Origin of the sequence: Actinopolyspora mzabensis, from assembly GCF_900101095.1 — a bacterium.
GTDB classification, from domain to species: domain Bacteria; phylum Actinomycetota; class Actinomycetes; order Mycobacteriales; family Pseudonocardiaceae; genus Actinopolyspora; species Actinopolyspora mzabensis.
On record NZ_FNFM01000009.1, the window covers coordinates 136,765 to 159,627 of the forward strand.

Consider the following 22,863-nt stretch of genomic DNA (forward strand, 5'->3'; position numbering starts at 1 on the left):
CGGGCGACTCCAGCGGCGTGGTACCGGGCGAAGCGGTCCGGCACCGCCGTGCCGCACGACTTCCGGGAGTGAACGGACAGCGCCGCCGAATTACCCTCGCCCGTGTTCCCTGCGTGTTACGGACAGTGAAGTTTCCCACGTGATCGGCTTCTCCGGAAGCCGGTCGCGCGGCCGGTTCGTCGCCGAAACCGGCGGAAACGCCGTGACGGGACGCGAAACACCCTGCTCCGTGAGCCGGAACGATCGGGTGTTTCGGGCGATCGTGGGCTAAGTTTGACGGTGATCGGGTCATCGTGGCTGGTCCGGACGGCACAGCCGTGCCGTCGCCCGGGGTTCGTGCCCGGCCCGCCACCACGAGTGCAGGCGATGACGGAAGCACCGGTGTGCGGACCGTGTCGCGGCGCCGCCGGCCCGGAACGCCACGGCAGACCCGCAACGCCACAGCAGACCCGCAACGCCACAGCAGACCCGCAACGCCGCAGCAGGGGAGGGATTCGTGCTCGCGCTGGTGACCTCGCACCTGCTGGTGGCGTTCCTGCTGCCTCCGGTCGCGATGCGCCACACCCGCGCCGCCTACCTCGTGGCCGCGCTGCCGCCCGCCGCGGCGTTGTGCTGGGCACTGGCGCACACGGCGGCGGTGCTGGCCGGTGATCAGCCCGTCGAGCGGGTGACCTGGTCGGCGACGCTGGGGCTGGAGTTCGTGTTCCGACTCGACGCCCTGGCACTGGTGATGACGCTGCTGGTGTCGGGGATCGGCGTGCTCGTCCTGCTGTACTCCAGGTGGTACTTCGAGACCCCGAGCGGCGACGCGAAACGTTCCGCCCCACTGTTGCTGGCCTTCGCGGGCGCCATGTTCGGGCTGGTGCTGGCCGACCACCTGCTCACCCTCTACATCTTCTGGGAACTGACCACGATCTGCTCGTTCCTGCTCGTCGGCCAGTCCGGGGTGAGCAGGGAATCCCGCCGGGCCTCGCTGCAGGCACTGCTGGTGACCACCCTGGGCGGCCTGGTGATGCTGCTGGGGTTCATCGTGCTCGGCGAGTCGAGCGGCACCTACCGGATCTCGCAACTGGCGGCCGAACCGCCCGCCGGTTCCGCGGCCGCCGTCGCCACCGGGCTGATCCTGGTCGGGGCGTTCACCAAGTCGGCGCAGGTTCCGTTCCACAACTGGCTGCCCGCCGCGATGGTGGCCCCCACCCCGATCAGCGCCTACCTGCACGCCGCCTCCATGGTCAAAGCGGGCGTCTTCCTGGTCGGAAGGCTCACCCCGGTGCTGTCCGAAGTGTCCTACCTGCCCGTGGTGACCGCGATGTTCGGGTTGCTCACCATGTTCGTCGGCGGTTGGCGCGCGCTGCGGGAGTACGACCTCAAACTGCTGCTGGCCTACGGCACGGTCAGCCAGCTGGGGTTCCTGATGGTGCTGGCGGGCTCCGGGAGCTACACCGGAGAGTTGGCCCTGGCGGGCATGCTGCTGGCCCACGGCGCCTTCAAAGCCACGCTGTTCCTGGTCATCGGTATCGTCGATCACCAGACCGGCACCAGGGACATCCGCGAACTCTCCGGGGTCGGTCGCCGTCTTCCCTGGGTGGCCACGGTGGCGGTGCTGGCCGCCATGTCCATGGCCGGGGTGCCTCCGATGATCGGCTTCGTGGCCAAGGAAGCCGCTTTCGAGGCCTATCTCGGCGGCGGATCCGTGGCGGTGGTCGAGGCCGGGATCGTACTGGGCTCCGTGCTGACGGTGGCCTACACCGCACGACTGCTGGTCGGCGGTTTCGCGTCCAAGCGCGGCACGATGCCCACCGAGGTCCACCCCACGCCCGCCGGGATGCTGCTCCCACCCGCCGTCACCGCGCTGCTGTGCCTGGCGCTCGGAGTCGCCTACCCGCTGACCGACGAACTCGCCGCCACCTACGCCGAACGAGCGGTGGGCGGCTCCGGTGACTACCACCTGGGGCTCTGGCACGGCTTCAAGCTCCCGCTGTTGTTCTCCCTGATCACACTGCTCGGTGGCCTGGCGCTCGCCGCCTGCAACCCCGAACTGAACCGGCTGCGTGACCGGTTGCCGAGGCCGCTGCAGGCCCAACGCGGCTACGAACGCGTCATGGGCTCGCTGGAACGGCTCGCCGTCGGGGTGACCGGCCGGGTGCAGGTCGGTTCACTGCCCACCTACCTCGGGATCATCCTGCTCACGGTGCTGATCGTTCCCGGCTCGGTGCTGTTGCTCAGGGTCACCCCGATCGAACAACTGCGCTGGTGGGACAACGTGCTGCAACTGCCGCTGGCGCTGGTCATCCTGATCGCCGCGGCGGGTGTGCTCCGCGCCACACGACGGATCACCGCGGTGCTGCTCGTGGGAGTGATCGGCTACGCCATCGGCGGGATGTTCATCGTCGGAGGCGGCCCCGACCTCGCGCTGACCCAGTTCCTGGTGGAGACGCTGACGCTGATCGCGTTCGTGCTGGTGCTGCGCCGGTTGCCCGCCCGCTTCACCGAGACCCCGTCCTCGCGTCGAGTGCGGCTGCCGAAGGTGCTGATCTCGTTGGCGGGCGGGGTGTTCGTCGGGTTCGCCGCGCTGATCTTCAGCTCGGCCCGCGACACCCCCTCGGCGGTGAGCAGGGAGTACCTGGAACGCGCGGAGGAGGGCACCTCCGCCACCAACGTGGTCAACGCGATCATCATCGACTTCCGCGCCTTCGACACCGTGGGCGAACTCTCGGTACTGGCCGTGGCGGCCACCGGAGTGGCCAGCCTGGTGCTCAGTGCCGGATCCGCACGTCGTAGGAAACACGCCAGGTCCGACCGGGAATCCCGCTTCACGGCCGGGCGGCTGCCCGGCGAAGGCGGCGGAAAGGGGCGAACATGACCGATCCCCGAGCATCCGACGGACGGGAGGAAACGGCCGTGGGTGCCTGGTTCCACTCCGACGCTCCGGCCGAGCGCTGGCTGCTCTCCGGTTACAGCCGGGATCCCCGGGAGCGAACCATCCTGCTGGAACTCGTCGCTCGCGTGGTGTTCCCGACAGTGATCGTCTTCTCGGTGTACCTGCTGTTCGCCGGGCACTACCGTTCCGGCGGTGGATTCAGCGGCGGTCTGGTGGCGGGTCAGGCATTCGTGCTGCGCTACCTCGCGGGCGGCAGACTGGACGACAGCTCCACGGTGTCCATGCGCCCACCGGTGCTGATCGGGATCGGGTTGACGATCGCCGTGCTCACCGGTCTGGTGCCGGTGCTGTTCGGTGGTGTGGTGCTGGAGAGCGCGAGCTTCACCTTCGCCGTCCCGCTGCTCGGCAAGATCAAGGTGGTCAGCAGCCTGTTCCTGGACATCGGTGTCTATCTGCTGATCCTCGGGGTGGTGCTCGACCTGCTGCGCACGCTCGGCTCGGGTATCGAGGCCGACATCGTCGAGCTGGGAGGTGGATCCCGATGAACACCGTGAACCTGACGATGGCGATCGTGCTCGGTGGGCTCTACGCCACCGGGTTCTACCTGCTGCTGCAGCGTTCCCTGATGCGTGTACTGCTGGGCATCGTGATCCTCGGGCACGGTGCCAACCTGCTGTTGCAACTGGCCGGTGGCAGTCAGGCCGGCCGCCCCCCGATGCTCGGCGATACCCCGATCGGACGGATGGCCGATCCGTTGCCGCAGGCCATGGCCCTCACGGCCATCGTCATCACCTTCGCGTTGACCACGTTCCTGCTAGCCCTCGCCTACCGCGCCTGGCAGCTGCTCGGGCACGACGAGGTGCAGGACGACGTGGAGGACCGCAGGATCCGCAGGTTGGAGGCCGAGCTGGCCGAAGCGGACGAGGACACCGAGCGGGAACTGGATTCGGAGGCCACCCGGTGAGCGAACTGGTAGCCGTCCCGGTGCTGCTTCCGCTGGCCGCGGCCGGACTGTCCATGGCGTTCGGACGGTTCGCCGACGTGCAACGCCTGCTCGGGCTGCTGGTGCTCGGCGTGATCGTCGTGGACGCGGCGGTGCTGCTGTACTTCGCCGACGTGCACGGCCCACTGGTGCTGCACCTCGGCGGTTGGGCCGCCCCGGTGGGGATCGCGCTCGTGGCCGACCGGCTGGCCGCGCTGCTGCTGCTGATCAGCGTGGTCGTGATGTTCGCGGTGCTGCTGTACTCCATCGGCCAGCGCATCACCGACTACGGACGCGGAGCCGCCAGCACCACCTTCCACCCCATCTACCTGGTGCTGTGCTCGGGAGTGTCACTGGCCTATCTGACCGGTGACCTGTTCAACCTGTTCGTGGCGTTCGAGATCATGCTCGCCTCCTCCTACGTGCTGATCAACCGGCGCACCACCGCGAGCCGGGTGCGGGCCGGAATGACCTACACGATCGTGAGCCTGTCCTCCTCGGTGCTGTTCCTGACCATGATCGGGTTGGTATACGCCGCCACCGGCACGGTGAACCTGGCCGACCTCGCGCTGGAGATGGGGCAACTGCCGCCCGCGCCGGTGCGTGCGCTGGCGCTGCTCATGGTCATCGTGTTCGGCGTCAAGTCGGCCATGGTTCCGCTGCACTTCTGGCTACCGGACAGCTATCCCAACGCGCCCGCGCCGATCACGGCCATCCTCGCCGCGTTGCTGACCAAGGTCGGCATCTACGCCATGATCCGCACCCAGATCGTGGTCTTCGAACGCGAACCGAGCTGGCCGCTGATGCTCACCCTGGCCATGGCGACGATGATCATCGGCGCGCTCGGCGCGCTCGCCCAGAACGACCTCAACCGGATGCTCTCGTTTTTGCTCGTGAGCCACATCGGGTTCATGTTGTTCGGGCTCGGCGTCTACGACATTGCCGGACTGACCGGGGTGATCCTCTACATCGTGCACCACATCACGGTGCAGGCCACGCTGTTCCTGGTCAGCGGTCTGATCACCCGCTACACCGGAACGGTCGCGCTGAGCAGGATGGGCGGCCTGGCCAAGATATCCCCGCTGGTGGCCGTGCTGTTCGCCGTGCCCGCGTTGAGCCTGGCCGGGGTACCGCCGTTCTCCGGTTTCGTCGCCAAGCTCGCGCTGCTGCGCTCCGGGATCGGGGTCGGCACCGTGTGGGGCTACGTGGCCACCGGTGTCGTGGTGCTGACCAGTCTGCTCACGCTCTACGCCGTAGCCAGGGTGTGGACTCGGGCCTTCTGGGGGCAGGTGCGTGAGCCGGAGGGCGATCCGGATCCCACCGACGAACTCGTCGTGGGTACGGGGGACACCTCGCCGGGGATGGTGCAGGCCACCGGAGTGCTGGTGCTGTCCACCGTGCTCGTCGCGGCACTCGCCGGACCGCTCGCCGAGATCAGCCAGCGTGCCGCCACCGACCTGATCACCGGGGAGGCGTACCGCACGGCGGTGCTGGGAGGTGGTTCCGGTGGTTGATCCCGAACCGCGCCACCGGCAACGGCGCACCCGCGGTGAGCACGTGGTCAGCAGGCGGTATCCGATCGGGCGAGCCGTGCGCAGGCTGCCGATGCTGGGCTGGCTGGTCCTGGTCTGGCTGCTGCTCTGGGGAACCTACGATCCCGGCACGGCCTTCTTCGGGATCGTGGTTGGGGTGCTCGTCATCTGGTTCTTCCCGGCACCGCCGATCGCCACCGACATCCGGCTGCGTCCGCTGCGCCTCGGTCAGCTCGTGCTCTTCCTGGCGTGGGATCTGGTGGTCTCCACCGGGCGAGTGGCTTTCGAAGCGATCGTGCGGGGACCACGAGTGCGGGCGTCGATCGTGGCGGTGACGCTGGTCACCGACTCGGACCACCTGATGGCCATGGTGGCCAACGCGGTTTCGCTCGCCCCCGGCAATTTCGTGTTGCAGATCGATCGGGCCAACCGGATCTGTTACGTATACGCGCTCGGTGCGGGAGAACACGCCACCGAGCGGGTGCGGCGTGAGGTGCTCGGCTGGGAACGCCGGGTGGTTCACGCCGTGGGAACGGGTGAGCAAGTGCGGATGGTGGATCGGAATCATCGGTCGGAGGTCGGATGATGGGCGTGGTGTTCGCTATCACATTCGGTTTGTTGTGTCTGGCCGGATTGCTTTCTCTGGTGCGTTTGCTGCTCGGACGGGGCACTTTGGATCGCATAGTGGCGCTGGACGTGTTCATCACGCTGATCGTGGCCGCCACATGTGTGGGGATGGGCAGGAACGAGGACGGATCGAATGTCGCGCTGGCCGCGGCATTCGCCCTGCTGGCGTTTATCGGTTCGGTCAGTGCCGCTCGTCTCGTCGAGAAGAAGGAGTCACATCGATGAGCTGGCTGGATCTGTTCTCGGCGGTATGTCTGATAGCCGGTGCCGTGTCCTGTCTGTTCGGTGCGATAGGATTGTTGACTTTTCCCGATGTCGCCGCCCGGCTGCAGGCGGCTACCAAGCCGCAAACCCTCGGCCTCGTGTTGATACTGCTCGGCAGTGCGGTGCATCTGGAAGTGCGATACGCCTCAGGGCTCATTCTGGTCGGGTTGTTCCAGGCCATCACGGCACCGGTGTTGGCCCAGCTCGTCGGGCGTGCCGCCTACCGGGCGGGCAGTGTTCGCCGGGACACCCTCGACGCCGATCACCTTGCGCGACGGATCGAACACGAACGCGGTCGAACTTTGTGACCGGCGACATTTTTCGTGTTTCAACTGCATATCGTTTGGCGCTGGAGTTTCACATTCGCCGGAACAGTCTTTACCGTGGTTCGCTGTGATATGCGGTCCGCGCTGGGGAAGCCACCACAGTGGCCGAACGCGTCCGTTGCGATCTTTGGTTGCTTACGGCGCAGATGGCAATTGTGTCGATATGCGCTGGAAAGGTGACGTACAGTAATGAAACAGCATCTGAAAGAACACACCAATCCCCCGGTGTTCATCACCTCGGGGATCCTGGTGATCGCTTTCGTGCTTTGGGGCGTGCTCGCACCTGCGAATCTGAACACGGTCTCAAGCAATGTGAATAGCTTCATCACCACCAACTTCGAGTGGCTCTACATCCTCTCGGCCACGTTCTTCGTGGTCTTCGTGCTGGCGATCATGGTCAGCCGTTTCGGCACGATCCGGATCGGTCCGCCCGATTCCCGGCCGGAGTACAGCAATCTCGCCTGGTTCGCGATGCTGTTCACCGCCGGTATGGGGATCGGCCTGGTATTCTACGCCGTGGCCGAGCCGGTCTGGCACTTCGGGAACCCGCCGGTCGGTGAGCCGGGAACCCAGGCCGCCGCGCAACGTGCGATGAACTTCACGTTCTTCCACTGGGGCCTGCACCCGTGGGCGATCTACATCGTGCTCGGGCTCGCACTGGGCTACTTCGCCTTCCGCAAGGGCCTGCCGCTGCGTCCGGCCGCCGCCTTCTACCCGCTGATCGGCAACTGGATCTACCGCTGGCCGGGCCACATCGTCGACGTGCTCGCGGTGTTCGGCACGCTGTTCGGCCTGGCGACCTCGCTGGGGCTGGGCGGTAACCAGGTCGGCGCCGGGCTCAACGCGGTGTTCGGCATCGAGAACACCACGATGCTGCAGGTCATCGTCATCCTGGCGATCACCGCCGTGGCCGTGGTCTCGGTCATGTTCGGCATCGACAAGGGCATCCGGAACCTCTCGCTGATCAACCTGTGGTTGGCGTTCACCCTGATGCTGTTCGTGTTCTTCTTCGGTCCCACACTGGACCTGCTGAACATGCTGGCCAGCAACGTCGGCTACTACTTCCAGCACCTGCCGGAGCTGAGCTTCCAGACCTTCCCGAACAACGGCAACGGTCGCGCTCAGGAGTGGCAGGCCGGCTGGACGCTGTTCTACTGGGGCTGGTGGATCGCCTGGTCGCCGTTCGTGGGCATGTTCATCGCCCGGATCTCCTACGGCCGGACGATCCGCAACTTCATCGGCGGCGCCATGTTCGCCCCGGTCGGTGCCTCCTTCGTTTGGCTGAGCATCTTCGGCAACTCCGGTCTGCGTAGCGTGCTCTCCGGTAGCGAGGACGGTCAGGCACTCGTCGACGCCGGGTTCAACAAGGCGATGTTCGTGCTGCTGGACCAGCTTCCGGTAGCCGACATCGTCTCGATCCTCGCCTCCGTGCTCGCGGTGATCGTGGTCGTGCTGTTCTTCGCCACCTCCTCCGACTCCGGTTCGCTGGTGGTCGACATCCTCACCAACGGCGGCGACCCGAACCCGAAATGGCAGCAGCGACTGTTCTGGGCGATCTCCGAGGGCGTCATCGCCTGCGTGCTGCTCGCCGCCGGTGCGGCCAGCGGCGCCGACGCGCTGAGCGCGTTGCAGACAGCCTCGATCGTGACCGGGCTGCCGTTCTGCATCGTGCTGCTGCTGATGTGCCTGGGTATCGCCAAGGCGCTCAGCCAGGAGCGGCCCAACCTGGCCGTGCAGCGCGAGCCAAGCCCGGTGGAGGGCATCCGGAGCAGTGCTGCCAGGACGCGCACGGGCGCGAGCACCGGTGGTGGTTCCGGTTCGGACGGCTCCGTCAAGAAGGACTCCGACTCCTGAGCTGACTGAGCTCGTTCGCTGAAACGACGGGGCTTCCCGGCCACACCGGTCGGGAAGCCCCTCTTTCATGTTTGGAACGGTTTGTCCGGGTGGTCGGGTAGCCGTCACGTGAGTCGGCGTCTTGGGAGTGTGGGGCCGGCTATTGAGTAGCGACCTACGCGGCGAGCGGCTCGGCCTTGCGATGCGACCGACTCACGCACCGGGACCAGGCGCGCTGCTCACCCGCATAGTCGCGCTCCGGCTGCGGTGTCGGGGGTGGCGATTTCGCGAGAAATTGACGTCGCCTCGGGGAACCGTGTGGCGGCGTTCGCAGTGCTGATTCCCGGTCAGGTTGGCTTTCGCACCGGTAGGAAGTTCGAGGCTTTACACGTTCGAGTGACTGCTAGTGGTTGCTCTGCTCCGATCTGGGTGTTTTTTCACGGAAAAGTCACTCATGGTGCTCAATATGATGCAATGGTCACACCGACGAGTGGCCACGGTTGGAGGTTCGGTTGTCTGTTGCGTGTGCTGTCCGAAGGCGCCCCACGGAAGCAGGCGATCGTGTGACCCGAGCCACGCGACGCCGGTCGGCCCCGATGCGCCTCTTCCTCGCATCGGTTTTCGGTTCCGCGGTCCTCCTCGCGGGGCATTCCGGAGCCGCCGTGGCGGCCGAACCCCACGTCCGTCCACTGGTGGCCGAGTCCACCGCATCCGAACTCCCGAGTCGCTCCTCGCTCGGCGTCGTGTCGCGTGAGGACAGTCACACTTGGGCACAGTCGGAGGGGAACTCCCCATCCGACGATTCCGACGGCGGGCAGGACCGCAGAACCGTGATAGGCGCGTTCGGTGTGGTTCTCGTCGCCGGCGTGCTGTTGCTCCGTCGCAAGCGCGGCAAGCAGTCGCTCGTGGTTCGGTGGCGCAAACGCAGCTGAACCCCCGCTTAACGGAACTCACGGTCTGTTTTGCGTGAATTTTCCGTCACTTGGACTAGACCTGAGCGAAATCCTGTGGGAGTTTCACAGTCGACGGTTCGCGTGGCGAACCGACGACACTGTGACGTTGTCGGAATTCGCCTCTCGACTTCGGGCACTCGCCCGGAGAAGTGGGTCGGCGCCGGGAAGCCCCCCGACCGGTGCCGATCCACCCGACACCCCGGTCCACAGTGCGCATCCCCGTGGTGCCGCTCGCTCGTCGATGGCCGGGTGACTGTTTCGTCCGGTCTTCGGTTCCCCTGAACTCCTCCACCCGTTCGGCGCGTCGAAGTGACCGGTGAGCTATCCGGGGCGCGTCCGAGGCGGCCACGAGTGCTCGTATCCTGCACTATGGGTCGCAAATGAGTACCGAATCCCCGCACGACAGCGGTCACGACACGGTTCCTCCGGCGAGGGGACGGCTCGGTTCCACCGAGCCGGAACCGTCGACGGGTGACCCGGGCACCGCTTCGGCGTGGCGTGCCGCGGTGGACGAGTACCGAGCCGAGCTGTTGGACCTGTCGCACGGGCTCCACGCCGACCCGGAGATCAGTTTCGCCGAGTACCGCGCCGCCGAAACCGTCGCCGGGACACTCGCCGCGCACGGCTTCCGCGTCCAGCGACCGGTGGCCGAGCTCGACACCGCCTTCATCGCCGATTACGGCTCGGGGGAGTTCGTCGTCGGGCTTTGTGCCGAGTACGACGCGCTGCCCGAGGTCGGCCACGCTTGCGGGCACAACATCATCGCGGCTGCCGCGGTCGGTGCGGCGTTGACACTGGCCGAGCACGCCGAACGACTCGGAATCACCGTGCGCGTGCTCGGTACACCCGCCGAGGAGATCGGCGGGGGCAAGGTCACGATGCTGGAGGCGGGGGTGTTCGATCCGCTGGCGGCCGCTCTGATGATCCATCCCAGTCCGACGGAGGTGTGTGCGCCGCGTTCGCTGGCCATCACCGATCTGCGAGTCCACTACACCGGGCGTGCGGCGCACGCGGCAGCGGCCCCGGAACTGGGGGTCAACGCCGCCGACGCGCTCACGGTGACCCAGGTGGCCGTGGGGCTGCTGCGGCAGCACCTGGAAGCCGGTCAGATGGTGCACGGGATAGTGACCTCCGGAGGGGCGGCGCCGAACATCGTGCCCGAGCGGGCCGCGGCCGAGTACAACCTGCGAGCGGCCGACCCGGAATCGTTGGCCCGGTTGGAGGACCGGATACGTGCCTGTTTCGAGGCTGGGGGCACCGCCACCGGCTGTTCGACGGAAGTGGTGCGTGTCTCGCCCGTCTACACCCAGCTGTCCTCCGACGAGTGGCTCACCGAGGCATACCGCCGCACCGTGGTCGACCTCGGCCGTGATCCGGTCGCGCGTGCGGTGGAACGCGACGACGTGATCGGCAGTACCGACATGGGCAACGTGAGTCTCCGGGTACCGGCCGTGCATCCGATGATCGCCCTGGAGTGTGGGGATGCGGTCAATCACCAGGCGGAGTTCGCGGCGGCGTGCGCCTCACCCTCGGCCGACCGGGCCGTCCTCGACGGTGCCGCCGCCCTCGCCCGCACCGCGGCGGCTGCCGCCCTCGACGGAGACCAGCGAGAGCGCTTGCTGGCCGCCGTCCGCAATCGAACCGCTTCCGGGTTTCGACGGTCGTCGAACCGATTCCTCGCGTCGGGAGGCGTGACGTGACCGCGTTGAATTCGCTAGGTCCCAACACCCACGGTGGTAACTCCGTGGTCGAGCACCCATCCGCAGACCCGCTCGCCGAGGAGGACGCCGCGCGGGCCCTCGGTGACTCCGGGGACAGCTCCCTCCGGGCGGACTCCACGACCGCGCTCGTCTCCAGCGGGCCGGAACGCACCACGAGCGGGACCATCGGTCCCGTGCGATCCGGGGTTGCGGATCCGGGACAAGGGCGCGGACCCGCCTGGCTGGACGAGTGGATGGCCGACAATTCCGAGCTCGTCGTGGCCTGGCGAAGGGAGCTGCACTCCCACCCCGAACTCTCGCGCGCCGAACACCGCACTACGAGGCTGTTGGCCGAGCAGCTCGAAGCGCTCGGTCTCCGCCCTCGCAGACTGCCGGTGGGGACGGGGCTGATCTGCGACATCGGGCAGGAGACCCATGTGGCCCGCACGATCGCGCTGCGTGCCGACATCGACGCGCTACCGCTCACCGAATCCACCGGTCTGCCGTTCGCCTCCACCACCGAGGGCGCGGCGCACTGCTGCGGCCACGACGCGCACACCGCCGTGCTGTTGGGGACCGCGATGGCACTGGCCTCGGCCCCCGGCGCGCTGCCCGGCCGAGTCCGGTTGATCTTCCAGCCCGCCGAGGAGGTCATGCCCGGTGGCGCGCTGGACGTGCTCGCCGCTGGTGGGCTCGACGGTGTCGACCGGATCTTCGGGTTGCACTGCGACCCGCGGTTGCCCGCGGGCACGGTCGGAACTCGTATCGGAGCTCTCACCTCGGCCAGTGACCCGGTGGAGGTGCGGCTGACCTCGCCGGGTGGCCACACTTCCCGGCCGCACCTGACCGCCGATCTGGTGCACGCGCTGGGGACGTTGATAACCGGGCTGCCGACGTTGCTCTCGCGCAGGGTGGATCCGCGCACCGGGACCGTGCTTGCCTGGGGCGCGGTGCGTTCCGGCGAGGCACTCAACGCGATCCCGCAGGAGGGGACCCTGCGTGGCACGCTACGCACCGCCGACCGTGACACCTGGGCCGAGCTCGGCCCGTTGGTCCAGGAGTTGGTCCAGGGACTGCTGGCCCCGCTCGGGGTCGGTTACGACCTGCAGCACCGTCGCGGTGTGCCGCCGGTGGTCAACGACGCCGAGAGCACCCGGCTGCTGCGATCGGCCATCGGGGAGGCGTTGGGGGAGCAGGCGCAGAGCGGTACACCGCAGTCCTCCGGCGGCGAGGACTTCGGGTGGTATCTGGAGCACGTGCCCGGCTCGTTCGCACGTCTCGGGGTGGCGGGTGAGGGGAGGCCGGCCAACGACTTGCACCAACCGGACTTCGTGCTGGACGAGCGCGCGCTGTTGGTGGGGGTTCGGACGATGGTCCACACCGCGTTGACCGCGTTGCGGGAGTAGCCGTTCCCCGGGCCGGTTCGCGGGCCGGGCCGACTTCCCAGCCGCGGAGTGCCAACCGCGAAATCCCGGTCGTGGAGTCCTCTCACGAAGTCTTCGTTCCGAATTCCCCGCTACACCGGCCGCGGCCGGGAGGAAGCGTGGTCTCACTCGTTCGGGGTGTATCACCGCGTGCCGTTCGTTCCTCTTGTCGGTATGAGCGAACGCACGGAACGAGTCCTGTCCCGAGATCGGTGCGATTCCGATCTGCTCGGAGCCGTACGGGCCGCCGGGGCGCTGCCCCGGAGTCGGCTACTTGCCCGGTTCGGGCGGCGGCGACTGAGCGCCGCGTTGGCCCGGGGCACGGTGGCCGCGCAGTGGCCGGGGATCCTGGTGCCCGCCGAGTCGTTGCACCAGCCACGCACCCGTGCGCTGGCCGCCCTGTTGTGGGGAGCGCCCGGGGCGGTGCTGTCGGGGCCGACCGCGCTCGCGGTGCACGGTTGTGCTCCCGTTCCCGCCGCGACTTACCTCACCGTTGTCCACGACAGGCGACCGCCGAGGGGGAGCGGGCTCGTGGTCCGGCAGAGCCGGGTGCGCGAGTCCGAGGTGGTGGAGCTGGACGGCCTGCGCACCCAGGTGCTCGACGTCGTGCTGACCGAGGTGCTTTGCACGGCCGGTGACGAGACGTTCGCCTCGGCATGTCTGCGGCGGACGCTGTCGGTGGTTACGCCTGCCGCGGCGCGCGAGCTCGTCGAGTTGGTGCGGTGGCGTATCGCCACCAGGGCGGATCGGCGTGGCACGCGCCGTGCGCTGGCGCTGCTCGCGGCCTGCCATCCAGTCGACGACCGGGCAGTGCGCGAAGGAGGCGGCAGCGAAGGGGCCGACGTCGAGGAGTCGGAGCGCTCAGCGAGCCGGACCGGTGTTGCTGCAGGGCAGCGTGCGCAGTTTGGTCACGTAGTCGTTCGGCGCTCCGGCCCGCTCGGCGGCCTCGGCGATCAGTCCCAGATAACGCGCGGAGGGCAGACCGCCCTCGTAGGCGTCGAGCACGTACAGCCAGGCGAGTGTGGGGCCGTCCAAGGTGTGGATCCGTAGCCGCAGTTTCTTGTGCAGCCCCAGGTCCGAGCCCTCCCAACGGTCGAGTTCCTGTTCGTCCTCGGAACTGACGTCGTAGAGCACGGTGAACACCTGCGCGTCCGATTCCTCGACGATCGTCGCGAGTGCCCCTTCCCAGCCCACGTCCTCACCGCCGAAGGTGAGCCGCCAGCCCATCAACCAGCCTGTGCCCGTCATGGGCGAGTGGGGAGCGCGTTGCAGCATCTGGGTCGGATCCATGTTGGATCCGTAAGCGGCGTATAGCGGCACGGGTCACAGGATAACCACGCCTCGATCTGTTGTCCCCTCTCGCTGAACGTACTCGGTTCACTACTTCGTGTGCTCGTGAGACACGTGATTTCCGGCGGGTACCGGTGGGTCGCGCGAGCGGGGTGGCGGCGTACCGTTGGGCCGGCGGTTGCGAGCCCGGGGCGAGGGGTGCGAAATGGTCTCTACCAATTCCGGGCGAGGGCGATTTCCTCCCGCACGGCTCCCTCTCACACGGCCGCGAGCACACCCCAGTGCCGTGACCGTCGCGTGGTCTCGGAGAACGGTTCGGAGCGCCAGCGGCGCGAACCCGGCAACGCGGTGCTCTGAACGTGCCTACTCGATGTCGATCCTCCCGGAACGAGAACCGGTGGGAGGTTCCGCCGAGCAAGTACCCCGGCCAACCCGGGGTGACAAAGTCCTACGAGGAGGTAGAGCGAAGTGTCCCGCATCGTAATCATGGGAGGCGGGCCCGCGGGCTACGAGGCCGCCCTCGTGGCCGCCCAGAACGGGGCTGACGTCACGCTGGTCGAAGCCGAGGGACTGGGCGGCGCCTGTGTGCTCTACGACTGCGTGCCGTCGAAGACCTTCATAGCCTCCGGGGGCGCTCGCTCTTCCATCCGTGATGTGCAGGAACTCGGCATCAGGGTCAAGGAGGGTGCCGCGGACGTGGACACGGCCGTGGTGCACGGCAGGGTCAAGGGGCTCGCGCTGGCCCAGTCTGCCGACATCCGTTCCCGGGTCCACCGGGAAGGGGTTCGGATCCTGGGGGGCCGCGCGCGGTTCGTCGACGAGACACCGGGGCTGGCGCAGCACCGTATTCGGGTCGACCTCAGCGACGGCGGACAGGAGGAGCTCGTCGCCGACTCCGTACTGATCTCCACGGGCGCGACACCGCGCGTGCTGCCGGGAGCGCAGCCCGACGGCGAACGCATCCTGACCTGGCGACAGCTCTACGACCTGCCCGAACTTCCCGAACACCTCGCTGTGGTCGGTTCCGGCGTCACCGGTGTCGAGTTCGCATCCGCCTACGCCGAGATGGGTGTGAAGGTGACGCTGGTCTCCAGCCGCGACCGGGTGCTGCCGCACGAGGACGCCGATGCCGCCGCCGTGCTGGAGGAGGTGTTCTCCGAGCGGGGAGCCAGCGTGGTCAAGCACGCCCGGGCCGATCGCATCGACCGCACCGACTCCGGGGTGCTGATCCACCTCAATGACGGGCGTCGGATCGAGGCCAGCCACGCGTTGATGACCGTGGGATCGGTGCCCAACACCGCCGACATCGGGCTGGACCGCATCGGTATCGAACCGGACCGTGCGGGCTACATCCCGGTGGATCGCGTGTCCCGAACCAGTGCGACCGGCGTCTACGCGGCCGGGGACTGCACCGGCGTGCTGCTGTTGGCCTCGGTGGCCGCTATGCAGGGGCGAATCGCGATGTGGCACGCACTGGGCGAGGGGGTCACCCCGATCAAGCTCAAGACGGTGGCCGCCAACGTCTTCACCCACCCCGAGATCGCCACCGTCGGGATCAGCCAGCAGGCGATCGAGTCCGGCGAGGTTCCCGCCCGGAGCGTGGTGCTGCCGCTTTCCGGTAATCCCCGCGCCAAGATGGAGGGGGTCCGGCGCGGCTTCCTCAAGGTCTTCTGTCGTCCGGCGACGGGTGTGGTCGTCGGTGGTGTGGTCGTGGCCCCCAACGCCAGTGAGCTGATCCTGCCGTTGGCGCTGTCGGTGCAGAACCAGATCACCGTGGAGGACCTGGCCAACACCTTCTCGGTGTACCCGGCGCTTTCCGGGTCGTTGACCGAGGCGGGGAGGCAGCTCATGCGCCACGACGATCTGGATTAGTGAGAGTCGGTGCCACGTTCTGCGTAGCTGGTTGCGTGGCGGAACCTCTCGCGGGCTCTCGCTCCGGGGAGGCCCGACATCGAGTAGGTACTACGCCACGTCGGGCCTTCCTCGCGAGAGCACCACGAGAGAACCCGCGGCGGTGCGAGGTGCGTGCGGGGTTCGTGAGGGGGCGCGCTGCGTGGGGGCGGTGCCGGTTGCCGGGGTGGTGGTTCGGTGCTGGTGCGCCGGTGTTGGTTTCCGGTCATCGAGGTTTCCGGTCATCGAGGTTTCCGGTCGTCGGTGTGCGGGGCCGGGGCGGCTTGCGGGACATTGGTGTCGTGACTGAGCTTCCCGCGCTGATCTACGACGGTGACTGCGGGTTCTGCACCCGCAGCGTGCGCCTGGCCGACCGGCTTCCGGTTCGGGTCGATTCCGTGCCCTGGCAGGAGGCGAACCTGGAGTGGCTGGGGGTGCCCGAACAGCGGGCGCGGCAGGAGGTCGTGTTCGTCGACGAGTACCACCGACTCCACGGCGGGGCCGCCGCGGTGGCGGCTCTGCTGCGGCACTGCCGGGGGCCGTGGCGGCTGGTCGGCTCCGTGCTCGCCGCGCCGGTGATCCGCTCGGTGGCGGATGTGGTTTACCGCCTCGTGGCGAACAACCGGCACCGGATGCCGGGTGAGACTCCTGCCTGTCAGCTGCCGCCCGAGAGCCGTCCCGGCAAGCCGGACCGAGGTTCCGGCCGCTGAACCCGCCGCTCTCCGGAGTCCGTCGCTCGCCCAAACCGGTCGATTGCGGATTTTCTTCGCGTAACGGTTCGACATCCATCCCGGATCTCGCCGCGGCGTTCCGAATGGTTTCGTGCCTGGTCGTTACCGGTTTCGGTATCGAGAGTCCCCGTTCGCGGGCGCCGAAAACCCCGAGTCCGCTGTCACCCTTTCGTGGATAATCATTCGGGACTGTCGCTGCCGAGTGTCCCGCGGGCAGGCGGGTAGGAGAGAGTGAAGGTGTTTCGGAGAAGACGTGGCGGCGTGGTCCCCGACCCGGAGCAGGACGACCGGCAGCCGGGCAACTCGCCGTTGGCGATCTTCGGCGTGCTCGGTGTGGTGTTCCTGATCGTGCTGGTGGCCGTGGTGGCCGAGCCGGGAAAGCTGTTGGCGGGTGGTGGTGCCGACTCGGAGACCACCGCGGTCCCCGAGATGCGTGACGGCGTTCCGCAGCCCGGATTCGACCCGGTAGCCCTGTTGGAGCGCAACCCGCTCAACTCTAAAAACGCCTCGCTGGAGCCCGCCGACTGTCGCCTGCCGGAACTCGCCGAGTCCGAGGCCGGGATGCGGTCCTACTACGAGGCCGCCGTGCGCTGCCTGAACACTCTCTGGCGTCCCGTCGTCGTCGGGGCGGACCTGAGCTGGGCACCCCCCGAGGTGAGCCTGCGGTCTCGCACGAGCGACTGCAGCGAGACCGAGGGCAGCAGCCGCCCCACCGCCTTCTACTGCGACGGCACCATCCACATGCCCCGCCAGTGGGTGCTCTCCGACATCGGCGCCAGGGAACCCGCCCACCTGATACTGCTGGCGCACGAGTACGGCCACCACGTGCAGCAGCGTGCCGGGATGCTGCGCGCTTCCACCGTTCGCCAGCAGGAATCCGAGGTGCGGAGTCCGGAGTGGCTCCGGATCTCGCGCCGTCTCGAACTGCAGGCCGACTGCTATTCGGGGATGTTCATGGCGGCCGCCGCCGAGGGCGGCACGCTGCGTGATCGCGTCGCGGAGCGGTTCGTCTCGGCGACGGGAAGCGCCGAGCTCGGCGACACCCACGGTTCACCGGAGAATCAGCGGGACTGGAAGCTGACCGGGTTCCGGGAACGCACCACCGCGGCCTGCGACACGTGGAACGTCCCCGCCGAGCGGGTGCGCTGACGCCGTCCCCGCGTTCCGGCCGGTCTCGGCTGTCCGGCGTTCGCCCCGGAGTTCGGTTACGCTTTGTCCGTCCGTTCGCACGGAGCGTGTGATTACCGCTCCGGTAGGAACGGAGCTGGGATCCCGGATGGGGGGATTCCGGGCAGGGGGATTCCGGGCAGACACCACACGGCCCTCCGGGCGAGGAGGATCGATGGCCGAGAACGCTGCGCGCACACGAACACACTGGCGTTACCGCCGGGGGCTCGGGGGCGAGATGCTCGCCGAGGTGCTGGGGACCTTCATCCTGTTGTTGCTCGGCTGCGGCGCCGTCGCGGTGGCCGTGGCCGCGCTGCCCGAATCGGGCCGACAGGTGACCGACTTCGGCCCGGCCAACTGGCTGATCATCATCTGGGGCTGGGGATTCGGGGTGGTCTTCGGCGTCTACGCCGCGGGTGGCGTCAGCGGGGCGCACATCAACCCCGCTGTGACCCTCGCGTTCGCCGTACGGCGGGCCTTCCCCTGGTACAAGGTGGTGCCCTACTGGTTCGCTCAGGTCGTGGGGGCGTTTCTGGCGGCGGCGCTGGTCTACGCGGTCTACGCGCCGGCCATCGACTCCCTCAACGCATCCGAGGGACTGGCCCGCTCCGAGTCGCTGAACACCTTCTCCATCTTCGCCACCTTCCCCGCCGAGTACTTCGGTGGCAGCTGGTGGGGGCCATTGCTGGACCAAGTGGTCGGTACGGGGATTCTGGTGTGCCTGATCTGCGCGCTGATCGACACGCGCAACATGGCCCCCTCCGCCAACATGGGGCCGTTCCTGATCGGGATGGTCGTCACCGTGATCGGGCTGACCTTCGGGCCGGGCGCGGGCTACGCCATCAACCCGGCACGCGACTTCGGTCCGCGGTTGTGGACCTTCGTGGCGGGCTGGGACGAAATAGCCTTCCCCGGCAGCTACGAGTGGTTCTCGTGGTACTTCTGGATCCCCATAGTGGGGCCGCTCATCGGCGGCGTGATCGGCGCGGTCGTCTACGACCTGTTCGTCGGCCACGTGCTGGCCGAGCGGGCGAAGCCCGAGGTGGGACGCGTCCCCGAGTGATCACCGCCGGCCGGGAGACCTACTCGTCCGAGCGTTCCAGCAGCGAGAGCAGCGGTGCCGCCTTGGTCAGGCACTCCCGCCACTCCGCGCTCGCGTCCGAGTCGGCGGTGATCCCGCCGCCCACCCCGAAGGCCACCTCACCGGCCGAGCACTCCAGCGTCCGGATGGCCACGTTGAGCTCGGTGCCGCCCACGGGCGAGGCCATTCCCACCGCACCGCAGTAGACCTCCCGGGGATCGGACTCCAGCTCGGAGATGATCTCGAGCGCACGCACCTTCGGAGCGCCGGTGACCGAGGCGGGCGGGAAGGTGGCCCGCAGCAGCTCGGCGTCGCCGGTATCCGGGGGCAACTCCGCCCGCACCTCGGAAACCAGGTGCCACACTCCGGGATGTGCCTCGACGCGCAGCAGTTTCGGCGTGGTCACGGTGCCGGTGCGGGCGACCCGCCCCAGATCGTTGCGGGACATGTCCACGATCATCACGTTCTCGGCGATGTCCTTGCGTGACTCGCGCAGCACATCCGCATTGTGGTCGTCCTCGGGACCCCGGCGCGGCGTGGTCCCCTTGATCGGGCTGCTCCGCACCACCCTGCCGTGGCGCGCCAGGAACAGCTCCGGCGAGAGGGAGGCCACCGCGCCCCATTCCCCGGCCACGTAGGCGGCTCTGGCCGGACCGAACCGTGCGCTGCCGGTGGCGAACAGCTCCAGCGGGCTGCCGGTGAACGGGACCGCGAACCGGCTGCAGATATTGGCCTGGAAGATCTCGCCGTCCGCGATCTCCTCCACGCAGCGTCGCACCGACTTGCGGTGCCGATCGGCGTCGGGCACCACGACCGTTCCCGCTCCCGCGGTGTTCCCGGCCTCCCGGCCCGCCGCTTCCGCGACGATCCCAGCGAGTTCCACTGCCCGCGCGTGCGACTCCCGCTCGGTGAGCGTCTCGAACCACCACTGCCCCCACCGGTCGCGCCGCAACACGTCATCCGTCCAGCCCCACGCCGCCACCGGTAAGCGTCGCCTCCCGGAGCGGGCTGCGGCCGAATCGGTCAGCTCATAGCCCAGATAGCCGATCCAGCCTCCGCCGACGGCGTCCTCCGGAACCCCGGGTTCGCGGGTAACCGCCGGCTGCCGATCGAGTACGTCGAACGCGGTGGCCGACTCGACCGGACGCACCCGGACCGAGGGAACCAGGACGGTGCTCCCGCCGAACCAGTTGCCCGTCAGCGCCGCTGGGGGTGGCAGCCCACGATCGCTGGCACGCTGCTCGAGGGCACGCAGCACCTCGGTGGCTGCGGCATCACCCTCGAGGGACCGGACGACTAATCGCACACCGCCAGTATGCAACCGTGCCGAGCAGCCGTCCCGGCCTCACCCGAATCGGGTAATTTCGGTCACCGCTGTCGGCGAGTCGAGCTCCTCGTTCGCAGGTCACCGGTTCGACAGGCCCACCGCGACGAACCGGCCGGCGGTTTGCGACTACAGTCCTCGGTGTGCGCTTGGTACTGGCTTCCGCTTCGCCCGCCCGCCTGTCCGTGCTCCGCGCCGCGGGGGTGGAGCCGGTGGTGCGGGTCTCCGGGGTCGACGAGCACGCGGTGACAGCCTCGCTGCCCGATCCCTCGCCCGCCGAGGTCGTCACCGCCCTCGCTCACGCGAAGGCTTCGGCCGTGGTGGATCAGGTGGCAGCCGAGTTCCCGGACGCCGTGATCGTGGGCTGCGACTCGATGTTGTGGACCCCCGGCGAGCACGCGGCCGAACTCGTGGGCAAACCCGAGACCCCGGAGTTGGCCGCCGAGCGGTGGGAGCGGATGGCCGGGGGCACCGGCAGTCTACTGACCGGCCACGCGCTGCTGCGGTTGCGGAACGGCACGACGGTGGCCGAACACAGCGATCACCTCGCCACGACCGTCCGGTTCGGTCAGCCGTCCCGGGCCGAACTGGACAGCTACATCGCCACCGGTGAGCCCATGAAGGTGGCGGGCGGGTTCACCCTGGACGGATTCGGCGGCTGGTTCATCACCGGAGTGGACGGCGACCCCGCCAGCGTGCTCGGCATCAGTCTCTCGCTGACCAGGTCGTTGCTGGCCGAGGTCGGCGTCAGCGTGGTTTCACTGTGGAACGAACCGAGCGCCGAGCGTAACGGTGTTGCCGTTTCGGAGTGACCGCGGCTACATCCGGCGCGTTCGCGGAACAAATCACGATCGCCGGACCGTTCACCCCTACCGGCATGACACCGCAACGACTCCGCCGCGCCGCGCGGTACCTCACCAAACGCCTGCACGTCGATCTGCGACGGCAGGCCAGTTGTGTTTGTCGCCCGTGATTCCTCCGGGCGGAGTCCTTTCCCGCCGACTGCGGTGATCGTTGCCCCCGAACGCGCGATCCCGTTCGACTCCTCCCGCGCCGATTCCGTTCTCGTGCCCGTTCCACGGCCGCCCCGTTCACGGCGGTCGAATCCGTGAGTCTCCGGGAGACAACCGTGTCCGATGTCGAATCCCCGCGCCCCGCTCGTTTCCGGTTACGTTTCAATCCCAAGCTGTTCGCGCTGGCGGTGCTCGCCTCGCTGGTGCTCGGAGCCCTGCTCGGTTGGGTGGCAGACTCGACCGGAGCGGAGTGGCTCGTCACCACGCTGGACACCATCGGGTCCACTTTCACCAAGCTGCTGACCTTCACGGTGCTGCCGCTGATCTTCACCGCGATCGTGCTCGGCATCACCAGTCTTCGCTCCGTGGGCGGCGGCCGGACCGCTGCCCGCCTCGGCGGCAAGACGGCCGTGTGGTTCGCCGCCACCTCGTTGATCGCGGTACTGATCGGCATCGGGGTGGCCAACCTGCTGCGCCCCGGACAGGGACTCGACATCTCGCCGGACCGGCAGCGCGTCGAAGAGGTCAACGACATGAGCGGCGGCTCGTGGCTGGATCTCGTCACGGGGCTCGTGCCCGAGCACCTGGTCGGTGCTTTCGCGAACGGGGAGACGCTGCAGGTCGTGTTCGTCTCCCTGCTCGTGGGAGCGGCGGCCTACAGCCTGGGGGACAAGGCCGGTCCCTTCGTGGAGTTCAACCGGGCCGTGTTCGAGATCATCCAGCGTGTGCTGGGATGGATCATCCGGCTCGCTCCGCTCGGAACCCTCGGGCTGATCGGCAACGCGGTGGCCAGCTACGGCAACGAGTTCTTCGTTCCGCTGCTCAAGCTGACGGGCGCCACCTACCTGGGTTGCGCGTTGGTGCTGTTCGCCGTCTACCCGCTGTTGCTTTGGTTCGTGGCCAGGGTCAGCCCCGCGAAGTTCTTCGGCAAGGCGTGGACGGTGCTCCAGTTCGCCTTCGTCTCCCGCTCCTCCGGCGCGAGCCTGCCGCTGAGCCGCCAGACCGCGATCAACCTCGGGGTGGAACGCTCCTACGCGAGTTTCGCGGTGCCGCTGGCGACCACCACGAAGATGGACGGCTGCGCCGCCGTCTACCCGGCGGTGGGATCCATCTTCATCGCCAACCTGTTCGGCTTCCAGATGGGGCCGGTGCAGTACCTGACCATCGTGGCCGTCGCCGTGTTCGGCGCGATCGCGACCGCCGGGGTGACCGGCTGGTTCACCATGCTGACGCTGACCGTGGGGGCGCTGGACTTCCCACCCGCCATGATCGCAACCGGAATAGCCATCGCCTACGCGGTGGACCCGATCATGGACATGATGCGCACGATGACCAATGTGGCCGGTCAGATCACCGTACCCACGGTGGTCGCGCGTACCGAGGGGCTCCTGGACGACGAGGTACTGCGCGCACCCAGCGCGCCGCCGCTGTTCAACGGCCCGGAGGAGTCGGAGCCCGCCGACGCGCGGGGCTCCGGCACGGGTGAGCCCGTTCCGGCCCGATCCTGATCGAAGTTTTCCGGTCGGGTGAGGGAGCTACTCGCCCGGGGGAACCTCCCGCTGGTGGTCGAGTTGGTGACGTGGCTTTCGACGTTTCGGAACCGAAAAAGACCTAGGCCACTCGACAACACGGCCGGAACGCACCGGTGATGGTCCGTCGTGTTCCCGCTTCCCGGCCGATTGTGTAGCGTAACTCTCCGAGAGCACGCTTGACCGGGAACCTCACCCCGAAGGGTGTGGTGCTCGGAGCGGAACGGTTTCCGAGGTCAGTCGGTCCCGGCATGCCGGGCGGGGCCGGCGGCGGAACGTCCGGCCCCGCTCGCCCGCGGTGATGATCCGTGCGTGG

The 22,863-nt window shown here is 68.2% G+C and carries 20 protein-coding genes; 18 read left to right on the top strand and 2 right to left on the bottom strand.

The genetic code is table 11. The features are described 5' to 3' along the window. Window positions 1-496: 496 nt before the first annotated feature. From mbhE to BLR41_RS16145, 11 genes are all read left to right on the top strand, one after another. Window positions 497-2,863 (top strand): hydrogen gas-evolving membrane-bound hydrogenase subunit E, encoded by a 2,367-nt coding sequence (gene mbhE / locus BLR41_RS16095; RefSeq protein WP_092629425.1) that lies wholly within the window; start codon window positions 497-499, stop codon window positions 2,861-2,863. Further along, the gene (locus tag BLR41_RS16100) at window positions 2,860-3,426 is read left to right on the top strand and encodes an MnhB domain-containing protein (protein ID WP_092629430.1); all 567 of its coding nucleotides are present in this window, start codon (window positions 2,860-2,862) and stop codon (window positions 3,424-3,426) included. The genes mbhE and BLR41_RS16100 overlap by 4 nt, the downstream gene beginning before the upstream one ends. Then, the gene (locus BLR41_RS16105) at window positions 3,423-3,845 is read left to right on the top strand and encodes a Na(+)/H(+) antiporter subunit C (RefSeq protein WP_092629431.1); all 423 of its coding nucleotides are present in this window, start codon (window positions 3,423-3,425) and stop codon (window positions 3,843-3,845) included. The genes BLR41_RS16100 and BLR41_RS16105 overlap by 4 nt, the downstream gene beginning before the upstream one ends. Next, on the top strand, window positions 3,842-5,377 hold the full coding sequence (locus tag BLR41_RS16110; protein WP_092629432.1) for a Na+/H+ antiporter subunit D: 1,536 nt from the start codon (window positions 3,842-3,844) through the stop codon (window positions 5,375-5,377). The genes BLR41_RS16105 and BLR41_RS16110 overlap by 4 nt, the downstream gene beginning before the upstream one ends. Beyond that, complete coding sequence (locus BLR41_RS16115; RefSeq protein ID WP_245694319.1) at window positions 5,370-5,981, top strand: Na+/H+ antiporter subunit E; 612 nt, start codon at window positions 5,370-5,372, stop codon at window positions 5,979-5,981. Before BLR41_RS16110 ends, BLR41_RS16115 begins: the two co-directional genes overlap by 8 nt. Beyond that, on the top strand, window positions 5,981-6,247 hold the full coding sequence (locus BLR41_RS16120) for a monovalent cation/H+ antiporter complex subunit F (RefSeq protein WP_092629433.1): 267 nt from the start codon (window positions 5,981-5,983) through the stop codon (window positions 6,245-6,247). Before BLR41_RS16115 ends, BLR41_RS16120 begins: the two co-directional genes overlap by 1 nt. Then, on the top strand, window positions 6,244-6,594 hold the full coding sequence (mnhG, locus tag BLR41_RS16125; RefSeq protein WP_092629435.1) for a monovalent cation/H(+) antiporter subunit G: 351 nt from the start codon (window positions 6,244-6,246) through the stop codon (window positions 6,592-6,594). Before BLR41_RS16120 ends, mnhG begins: the two co-directional genes overlap by 4 nt. 207 nt (window positions 6,595-6,801) lie before the next feature. Further along, the gene (locus BLR41_RS16130) at window positions 6,802-8,466 is read left to right on the top strand and encodes a BCCT family transporter (protein ID WP_092629436.1); all 1,665 of its coding nucleotides are present in this window, start codon (window positions 6,802-6,804) and stop codon (window positions 8,464-8,466) included. Between the two features lie 641 nt (window positions 8,467-9,107). Next, window positions 9,108-9,377 (top strand): hypothetical protein, encoded by a 270-nt coding sequence (locus BLR41_RS16135; RefSeq protein WP_143013104.1) that lies wholly within the window; start codon window positions 9,108-9,110, stop codon window positions 9,375-9,377. 401 nt (window positions 9,378-9,778) lie between these two features. After that, a complete protein-coding gene (locus tag BLR41_RS16140; RefSeq protein WP_092629439.1) occupies window positions 9,779-11,098 on the top strand; it encodes an amidohydrolase in 1,320 nt (439 codons plus the stop codon). 185 nt (window positions 11,099-11,283) lie between these two features. Next, entirely contained in the window at window positions 11,284-12,504 is a 1,221-nt protein-coding gene (locus tag BLR41_RS16145; protein WP_342745386.1) for a M20 family metallopeptidase, read from the top strand. Window positions 12,505-13,383: 879 nt separating this feature from the next. On the opposite strand, the gene BLR41_RS16150 is transcribed toward BLR41_RS16145, so the two are convergent. Continuing rightward, entirely contained in the window at window positions 13,384-13,842 is a 459-nt protein-coding gene (locus BLR41_RS16150) for a gamma-glutamylcyclotransferase family protein (RefSeq protein WP_092629440.1), read from the bottom strand. Window positions 13,843-14,280: 438 nt separating this feature from the next. Here BLR41_RS16150 and BLR41_RS16155 point away from each other — a divergent pair, with 438 nt between their 5' ends. From BLR41_RS16155 to BLR41_RS16170, 4 genes are all read left to right on the top strand, one after another. After that, a complete protein-coding gene (locus BLR41_RS16155) occupies window positions 14,281-15,684 on the top strand; it encodes an NAD(P)H-quinone dehydrogenase (RefSeq protein WP_092629441.1) in 1,404 nt (467 codons plus the stop codon). A 320-nt stretch (window positions 15,685-16,004) separates the two neighbouring features. Then, a complete protein-coding gene (locus tag BLR41_RS16160; protein ID WP_092629631.1) occupies window positions 16,005-16,412 on the top strand; it encodes a thiol-disulfide oxidoreductase DCC family protein in 408 nt (135 codons plus the stop codon). A gap of 282 nt (window positions 16,413-16,694) precedes the next feature. Continuing rightward, window positions 16,695-17,582 carry a neutral zinc metallopeptidase gene (locus BLR41_RS16165; RefSeq protein WP_245694323.1) on the top strand — a complete coding sequence of 296 codons (888 nt, stop codon included), beginning with the start codon at window positions 16,695-16,697 and terminating at the stop codon, window positions 17,580-17,582. Window positions 17,583-17,775: 193 nt separating this feature from the next. Beyond that, on the top strand, window positions 17,776-18,663 hold the full coding sequence (locus BLR41_RS16170; RefSeq protein ID WP_092629442.1) for an MIP/aquaporin family protein: 888 nt from the start codon (window positions 17,776-17,778) through the stop codon (window positions 18,661-18,663). A gap of 19 nt (window positions 18,664-18,682) precedes the next feature. Here BLR41_RS16170 and BLR41_RS16175 read toward each other — a convergent pair whose 3' ends face one another. Continuing rightward, window positions 18,683-19,987, bottom strand: a complete 1,305-nt coding sequence (locus BLR41_RS16175) for an aminodeoxychorismate synthase component I (protein ID WP_092629444.1) — start codon at window positions 19,985-19,987, stop codon at window positions 18,683-18,685. A gap of 161 nt (window positions 19,988-20,148) precedes the next feature. Between BLR41_RS16175 and BLR41_RS16180 the strand changes: the two genes are divergently transcribed. From BLR41_RS16180 to BLR41_RS16185, 3 genes are all read left to right on the top strand, one after another. Beyond that, window positions 20,149-20,817 carry a Maf family protein gene (locus BLR41_RS16180; RefSeq protein WP_092629445.1) on the top strand — a complete coding sequence of 223 codons (669 nt, stop codon included), beginning with the start codon at window positions 20,149-20,151 and terminating at the stop codon, window positions 20,815-20,817. 65 nt (window positions 20,818-20,882) lie between these two features. Beyond that, window positions 20,883-20,978, top strand: coding sequence for a putative leader peptide (locus BLR41_RS24020; protein ID WP_425426929.1), 96 nt, complete (start codon window positions 20,883-20,885; stop codon window positions 20,976-20,978). Between the two features lie 156 nt (window positions 20,979-21,134). After that, complete coding sequence (locus BLR41_RS16185; RefSeq protein ID WP_092629447.1) at window positions 21,135-22,526, top strand: dicarboxylate/amino acid:cation symporter; 1,392 nt, start codon at window positions 21,135-21,137, stop codon at window positions 22,524-22,526. Window positions 22,527-22,863: the final 337 nt, after the last annotated feature.